The sequence below is a fragment of the Thainema salinarum CENA647 genome (genome assembly GCF_057732415.1).
Genome location: NZ_JBYJZJ010000010.1, coordinates 34,262 through 41,966 on the forward strand (window position 1 = coordinate 34,262; position 7,705 = coordinate 41,966).

Annotated in this window: 5 protein-coding genes and 1 pseudogene; all 6 read right to left on the reverse strand. The window is 49.2% G+C overall.

The features are described 5' to 3' along the window. Positions 1-28: 28 nt before the first annotated feature. The 6 genes and pseudogenes from AC286M_RS01525 to AC286M_RS01550 all read right to left on the reverse strand — a co-directional run bounded on the left by AC286M_RS01525 (position 29) and on the right by AC286M_RS01550 (position 7,635). Entirely contained in the window at positions 29-1,078 is a 1,050-nt protein-coding gene (locus tag AC286M_RS01525) for a tyrosine-type recombinase/integrase (protein ID WP_488202711.1), read from the reverse strand. Then, entirely contained in the window at positions 1,071-2,186 is a 1,116-nt protein-coding gene (gene dinB / locus AC286M_RS01530; RefSeq protein ID WP_488202712.1) for a DNA polymerase IV, read from the reverse strand. The genes AC286M_RS01525 and dinB overlap by 8 nt, the downstream gene beginning before the upstream one ends. Before the next feature lie 468 nt (positions 2,187-2,654). Further along, positions 2,655-4,223 carry a hypothetical protein gene (locus AC286M_RS01535; protein WP_488202713.1) on the reverse strand — a complete coding sequence of 523 codons (1,569 nt, stop codon included), beginning with the start codon at positions 4,221-4,223 and terminating at the stop codon, positions 2,655-2,657. Positions 4,224-4,441: 218 nt separating this feature from the next. Next, positions 4,442-5,824, reverse strand: a complete 1,383-nt coding sequence (locus AC286M_RS01540) for an ISKra4 family transposase (protein ID WP_488202714.1) — start codon at positions 5,822-5,824, stop codon at positions 4,442-4,444. A 125-nt stretch (positions 5,825-5,949) separates the two neighbouring features. Further along, positions 5,950-6,468, reverse strand: coding sequence for a plasmid pRiA4b ORF-3 family protein (locus AC286M_RS01545; RefSeq protein WP_488202715.1), 519 nt, complete (start codon positions 6,466-6,468; stop codon positions 5,950-5,952). A gap of 89 nt (positions 6,469-6,557) precedes the next feature. Then, positions 6,558-7,635: pseudogene (locus AC286M_RS01550) on the reverse strand (ISAs1 family transposase). Positions 7,636-7,705: the final 70 nt, after the last annotated feature.

The window sequence follows — 7,705 nt, forward strand, 5'->3', positions numbered from 1 at the left end:
TAGGCATTTATATGTTTAGGTTTTTATATTAATAAGCTAAATATAGTCCACTCGACTCCGTCGGATTGGCGGCTAGATAGTGGGCTGTCGTATTCAAACTGCTGTGCCCCAACGTTTGCTGCACCAAATCAATCGGCACTCCCCGCCGCACCGCATGGGTTGCATGAGTATGCCGCAGCATGTGCGGTGTCAGCTTTTCAATGCCAATCAATTTCCCAGTTCGCATCACCACGCGGCTCACGGTATCCCGGTTCATCGCCCCACCTCGCTCCGTGATAAACACTGGCTGCTTCGGTGGCTTCTCATCCGATAGCACAGCCAGCTTCTGCCACATCTTGACGCCGATTCTAATCCAGCGGTCTTTGTTGCCCTTCCCCCTAATATGAACGATTGCCCCCTCTTCCTGGGCTTGAATGTGCTGCCAACAGAGATTCACCGCTTCACTGACGCGACAGCCCGTATGTAGCAAAAACTGAATCAATGCCTCATCTCGCTGCTGGCATCTCGACTGCGGTGACGTTGCCGCCGCCTGAATCAGCTTCAGCGCCTGCGTTTCCGTCAGTACCCAGTCACTAAACTGCGGATTTACCTTCAGCCGCTTCACATCCACGGGATTGGTAAAGATGCCCGTCACCGCGCGCCGCTTTGGCTTCGCTGCCCAGTTATAGAGACTCGATAAGGCTGCAACTCGCCGATTCACCGTCGCCGCTGATAGCTCACCGAGTTCTGCTAGCTGCTTGAGCTGAACCACATAGGCATCAACTGCGATCGCATCGGCGTCTGCTAATGACTTATCCCCATACTCCAGCGACAGAAACGCCCGAAACTGATTCAAATCCCGATCATAAGCTTCTCGCGTATGAACCGAGTTTTCGCCTTTCTCCCGCAGAAACTCCTCCACCAGTTGCTCATCATCCCACTGCTGATCCGGGTTCACCCTCATCGGTGCCGACTCCACCAGCAGCTGCATCAGCATCGCCCTGTCTGATGGTGAAAGATGGTTAAGTAGATGGGATGTGTGGGGTGTACTTTGAGGTGCGATCGCAGATCTATTCGATAACTCGGTCGGCTCAAACATAAAATGATTCTCCTGCGGCTACAACTGGCTCTACAAATGGAAGACTCAGCTGCTGATACTCAATCGGTTGAGTAATGGTCAGATTAGAAATAGTAATGCCCAATAGTCGCACCTTCGCTCCCGGTTGCACATTCTCTAGCAGTAATGCTTTTGCCGTTTGATAGATCCGGGCTGCGTCCCGAAACGGAGTCGTTTGGGTACAGCTGCGCGTCATCTGCTGATAATCGGCATACTTGACCTTCAGCGTTAACGTATAGCCATAGCGCTGATGCCTCATTAACCGTTGCTCGACCTGATGGGCAATCTCATCCAGCTCGTGACACATCTGCTCCAGCTCACTCAGGTCTTCAAAGAACGACTGCTCCGCTCCAACTGATTTGCGGATGCGATTAGGATTGACGGGTCGATGATCCTGCCCCCGTGCCACCTGATAGTAGAAGCGGCCCACCTTGCCAAAGTGGCGTACCAGAGACTCTTCCGGCCACTGCTTCAAATCCGCTCCGGTATGGATACCTAGCACCTGCATCTTTTGAGCCGTCACTTGACCAATCCCATAGAACTGACGGATCGGAAGTGCTTCCACAAACGATGCCGCTTGCTCCGGTGGAATCAGCGATAACCCATCGGGCTTATCTAAATCGGATGCAATCTTGGCTAGGAATTTATTAACTGACACTCCCGCTGATGCCGTTAGCCGAGTTTCGCGCAGAATATCTCGCTTGATCTGTCGTGCGATCGCCATTGCCGACACGCAGTCGATTTTATTTTGTGTCACATCCAGATAGGCTTCATCCAGCGACAACGGCTCAATCAGATCGGTGTAGCGATGAAATACCTCCCGGATCTGCTGAGACACCTGACGATACACCTCAAAGCGAGGTTGGACAAAAATCAAATGGGGGCAGCGCTGCACTGCAATCCGAGACGGCAAAGCAGAATGAACGCCATAGCGACGTGCTTCATAACTCGCGGCGGCAACGGCTCCCCGCTGCTCGGGTCGTCCGCCCACTGCAATCGGGCGACCGCGATAGGCCGGATGGTCGCGCTGCTCAATGGAGGCAAAAAACGCATCCATATCTACATGAATAATTTTGCGAATCGGCTCCATACCCCGATCTCAACTGATGAAGCGGTGCCTCAGCTTAGCAGATGCCAAGCTCCCATTATTTTAGTTGATTTGTACTGAGATACAGTTGCGTTTGCCCAATGAACCGATTGAGTATCTCCCATCTAGGCCAATGCGGTTGCGATCAAGGCCGATATAGTTTGTCTGAATAACGTAGTGTAACTTTTAGCGTAATTTGCAACTAGCCGCGATTGTTGCAAAAGACATTTGTTTCTTATAGGTGCCCCCTCAAGTACTCAAAATACCGCACGCATAATCCCTGTTATGCCGAGTGTTTAGGGTGAGAATGGTGAGTCTTAAGTTTGATCTCACGGAAAGTTGCTTAAGACGCAAGTTGATAGAACAACTTAGACCAGTTGACGCGATGACTACCTTGATTGCACCAGTAAGTTATGCTCTTGGATATACTTGTCGAGTTAAGTCTTGAAAATTAGCAGTTTCGGCACTACTTCAAAACAAGATTTGAAGATGCTTTGTCATATCTGCTGATATCGCTTGGTGAATATCTCTTGCAGACTTATAATCTGTTTCTCGACCCTCTACTAGCTTTTCTAAAATTCTTTTGACCTCATTTTCTCTATCTTTGTCATCGAGCGATAAGAAGGCACCTGTTTTCTCGTCAGCCCTCTTTTCTTTCTTCACACCCTCTAATCTTCTTGCGGCTTGTCGTTGATTGTCTACTCTTTGTATAACAACGGCAATTTGAGACTTGGAATCTGAAGTGGCAGTAGTTTTGAGATAGTTATAAGTTGCTTCATAAAATCGATGAATATATTTTGCTGCTTTTGTAAGCATTTCGATTGAGTTTTCATTATCTGAGATATAGCTATTCATGACATGAATAACTCTTCCATAATGTTCAACCATACTGGCTTTATTTTCAGAGGCTGTGAGCTGTAAGCCCCTCGACTTTAGTACTATCTCTTCGTTTAATCGTGCTTTACGTAACCTTTGTTGTGGATCTTGTTGTGGATCGAGTGAGCCTAATTCTCTATGGAGTGGATGATCCGGAGAAATTTCGTCATTCCATTTGTGCATACGCTGCATGTTGCCGATTACCTGAGCAACGGCTCCACGGGTATACATTGCCTCATTAGCGTACAGATTTGCATATTCTAGTGATTGAATATAATCCCTGTAAGCATTCAAATCTTCTGGATTGTTTTGATACTTCTGTCGATAAAGAAGTACTCGACTTGAGATATCGGCAAATTTTTGGGTTTCCTCATGTAAGCGCTTGTTTTCATTTTTGTCTTTTGCGGCATTCACCATCATCTCTTTGCGCTCTTGAGACATATACTCGGCAGCTTCATATAACATCCATGTTTTTTTTGCTTTGGGCATACCGATCGCTTTCCAAGGTTGCCAATGTTTCAGCTCTTTCTGTAGCTCAGGAATTTTCCCAAATTTCATCATGCTCCATTGAAAATCGCTCAGATCTAGACGGACGTGAGCCCAGGCACTAACCAACTGGCTCTCATTAACGCCGGGATCATCCTTGAAGTTTGGATTATCTCGCCAGATCTCTCCTTTTGTATCTCTTAGAAATGGCCGATTCTTTACCGCCATGTTTTGTTCTCTATCAGGTACAAAGGAGGCGGGGTAGAAATTTACATCATACAAATATGCCAGGGCTGCTCCAGCTTTCCCTTCGGCGGTATTTTTCTGATACCAATCATTTAGAAATTGTGGTGCTAAATCAGTGCCGCTTCCTGATAATGCGCAGTCTATGTCTGAAGTTGGCTCTGTGCTGCCGTCTTTGCCATACTCTAAATCGTTTAATGCAGGTTCGGTAGTTTTAACATATGAAACCGCGTCCTTAACGATTTGCTGTCTTCTTTCATGGATTAGATTGAGACCTTCGCCTGGTCGTCCCCAGCTCAAGCCCTGACCTTTTTTATAAACCTTTTTGATGAGTTGATCCCATCCCCATCCGGTTTCAACAAAGGAGAGTGAAAAAAAGTGGGGGGAAGCCTGACATTGATTCTGGATCAGCAGGGGGCTGTCAACGGAAGTCACAGTGTTAATCAAAGACTTTTCAGGAGCAGATTAACTGCCGAATCGTGCAACTAATCCAACTGTTTTACACGGTTCTACAGAAACCGCTGAACGAGAATATAAGGGGTTCAGACCATAACTGATCAGCGATGTAGGCCAATCCCAGTCCATTGCCTCAGAAGCGTAACGTTCTGTATCACTTTAGCCCCTGGTTTCTTCTCCAAGTTGCACCTCTCAGCTCAAGCCGCTGGTTTCGCTAATTCTGGATACCATCGCTCAAAGGTGGCTCGCCAGTCTCCATCGAGGACGCGCGTCCTGACTTGCAAGAGCAAATGCGCCCCTTTCGGTGTCCATCTCATCTGCTGCTTTTTCACCATCCGCTTGCTGATCACCTGGTTGACGGTAGACTCAACAAATCCAGTTGAGATCCGTTCGTCGTTCCGATAGCGCTCGCCATAGTTGGCAATGAACGATTGGTTGTTGGAAATATAGGTCTCAAACTCCTCAGCTTTTTTCAATAGCTTGGTTTGCTCAAGGCTCATCTCGTCCATATAGAGCGAGGAGGTCAGCGACTCAATCTCTTGCAATGCTCGAAAAACGTTGCCATGCCAAAGATACCACTTGATGCTGTCTAAGGTTTCGGCAATCTCTTCGCTCAGCCAGTCTGCCGGGTAGTTGACACCTTTAGCCATCTGCTTCATCACGGTAATGCGCATGGTGATATGGAACCAATCCAGGAGATGTTCGGCTTGGGGATTGAGATACAGCTGTAGATCTCGCACGGTGTCACCACCATCAGAGAGGAAGGTAACCTGCTGATTCATCTGCATTCCCTGTGACTTCAACATTTCAAATAGCCGTCGTTTGGGCTTCTGGTCGTAGCTGTTGACCAAGCCAAAGCACTTGGAGGTTCCGTCATCAGCAAAGCTCTTGCCGGTGATCACTTCAAAGCAGCGGGATGGTTGCTTCGCTTGAGCGCTAATCGCACGGACGTAGCCGCCATCCATTCCCACCGTCAGGGGCATATTGGGTCTGGGCAGGGCGGCCCAGTCGTATTCACAACCGTCCACAAACATAAATTGTTCATCACCAAGCTCAGCTTCCAGTCGCTCGGCTATCTGTTGGGTGTGGTTACGTACGGTCGCAGCATTGAGTTGTTCATCGACTGGCAAGACTTCGGCTAACAGCTTGGCGCTTTGGCCGTAGGACATCTGTGCGGCAAACGTGGACTCCAGATAGAGTCGCTCCGGCGACGTGCGCTCTGTCAGCAGGTTGGCCAGTGGACTGAAGCTCTGAGTCTCATGAGGTTGGCAGTCACAGTGAAAGAGCCGAGTATTGTGCAGGTAAAGTTTGCCGAAGAGGCTACGATAGACCAGCTGGCGTTGATCTTTAATGCGGTGCAGTTGTTGACAGTGGGGGCAAACCTGTTGCTGTTGATGATAGGCCGCGACCTGATGCTCAACCAGGTGGATTTGGAGAGTATGGAGCAGTGTTTTGGCTTCAGCTAGTGTCAATCCAAAGGTGGCTGGCGAAAGCGTATCACGCTCTAGGTGGGCAATCTCCTGCATAACGGGTGCCCCATCGCTCTGATCATCGAACACCAGTTGAACTCGAATACCCATATCCTATTTCCTCAGCGAACAACCAATCTCGCTCTCCATCGGCGTGTTGCTGAAGCCGACGATTGACAGCACGGCGATCAAAGTGTTCGAGGCTGAACCACGTCTGAAGCCGACAGATTTCGTCATCAGCGATCGCACAATGTCTCTGCACCGCCCTCGCGGATATCGGCCAAAACCTCTAGGGCGTAGCCGACTGAATAATGTTGCCGCTTAGCTAAAAAGGCCCAAGAGCCACCGCAATCTTCTGGTGGGGCAGAGCGTTTTCCGGCAATGCAGACGGGCACGATTAGGGGATGCGCGGGATACTGGATGGCTTCAACCCGCAGCTGATGCTGCCAGCAATCAGTGAAGTCATAGTCATAGCGGAATTTCTCTCGCTCCCTTAGTTGCAAATCTTTCAACTGGATGGTGTTGGGATCGTCACTGAAGCTAATCCCGCCTGAGTGATAAACACCGTACGATTTACCGTGAATGATGAAGCGATTCAGGTGGGCATCGCTCCAGCCCATGACAATTTGTAGAATGTAGTGCAGGTCTGCAATTGTACTGTCACCGCTCACGAGCAAGCGCCGCCAAATCATTGGGCTGATGTCCAGGAGAACAACTTTGAGCTGGTAGACAGCAGGCACTAAAGGTTGGTTCATCGTCCTATGCTATCGCCTGCGCGGCGAAGCGAATCAATTTCAGCGTTCCCCCACTTTTTTTCACTCTCCTCCACAGTAGCAGGGCTGATTTATTGAAGGAAGGAAAATAGACGGGGGATATCGTGAGCTAAATGCCGCAGTCCTTTGGTGATGGAAGCAAATCCAGCTTGGCGAAACAGATTGACCGCAATCGTTCGCACAATCGCAAAATTGGTCGGTGCATGACCATCACACAAAGGGGCGTGATCTTCATGAAGCACGACATCCTTCGGCCAATGCAATCGATTCTCAATGTGCCAATGAGACCGAATGTGCTGAGCAAACCCTGTGGCATCCAACTGGAGTGAACTGATATAGAACATCGTCTGGCAGTAAGGCTGGTTGTCACGAGTTCCGACTCGTTCGACTCGAACCATGCGCTCGACTCCAACCCAACCGGGGTCAATGCCTGCAGTCACGTCCAAGACACTGACGGTACGACTTGTTTGGCGCTCACGCGTTCGTTCAACCTGGCAATCTGAACTGGTGGGTAACGATTGCGCAAACTGGGTTCGCAGATGCTCAAACAGCTTAGGTTGATTCGGCTTGACGGCCATCAGGTAGTCATTGCCACTGGCAATGATCTGCTCAACGGTTTTTTTGAGTGTGCAACGCATCAAAACTGAAGCAAACTCCTTCGAATTGCAAGACCTCTAACAAGGTCTGCACGGTGACAATCTCACTTTGCTGTTGGTTTCGCATCGATTGGAGTCCAACCACGACCCCTTGTTGCACACTGAAGGCAGAGACGACACTGACGAAGTCTTGATAACGTTGGTCATAGTCTGTGACGGTTGCCTTGATACTCTTGCCATCGGTGGCCAGTTGTTCTCCGGTTTGGGGCGCAAATGCCGTTGTTGCCCAGTCATTGAAGGCTTGACTCAGGTGTTCAAAGTTGGTTCGCACGATCACCTTGCGGATCGTTGAGTAGGCGGGCAGTCGGGTGTGAGGTAGCTCTAAACGCTCCAGCAACACCGTTTGATGCCGTTCGACGAAATCTTCAATCGCTCGGTAACCCAAGCACCCACTCATCGTTGCCATGATGATCAAAAGCAGCACGACCCACAAGGGATATCGCGGTTGAGTTCGAAAGTCTGGAATTTGCTTGAGATGGCTGATGAGGCTCATGGTTTAGTTGTTGTGCAAGAATGGTTACCTATCTCATTATCTTTTTTCTCTCATCAATAAATCAGCCCTG

Excerpts from the sequence above, each read along its gene's own strand:
- AC286M_RS01525 (WP_488202711.1), bottom strand. The coding sequence starts at position 1,078 with ATGTTTGAGCCGACCGAGTTATCGAATAGATCTGCGATCGCACCTCAA.
- dinB (WP_488202712.1), bottom strand. The coding sequence starts at position 2,186 with ATGGAGCCGATTCGCAAAATTATTCATGTAGATATGGATGCGTTTTTT.
- AC286M_RS01540 (WP_488202714.1), bottom strand. The coding sequence starts at position 5,824 with ATGGGTATTCGAGTTCAACTGGTGTTCGATGATCAGAGCGATGGGGCA.
- AC286M_RS01545 (WP_488202715.1), bottom strand. The coding sequence starts at position 6,468 with ATGAACCAACCTTTAGTGCCTGCTGTCTACCAGCTCAAAGTTGTTCTC.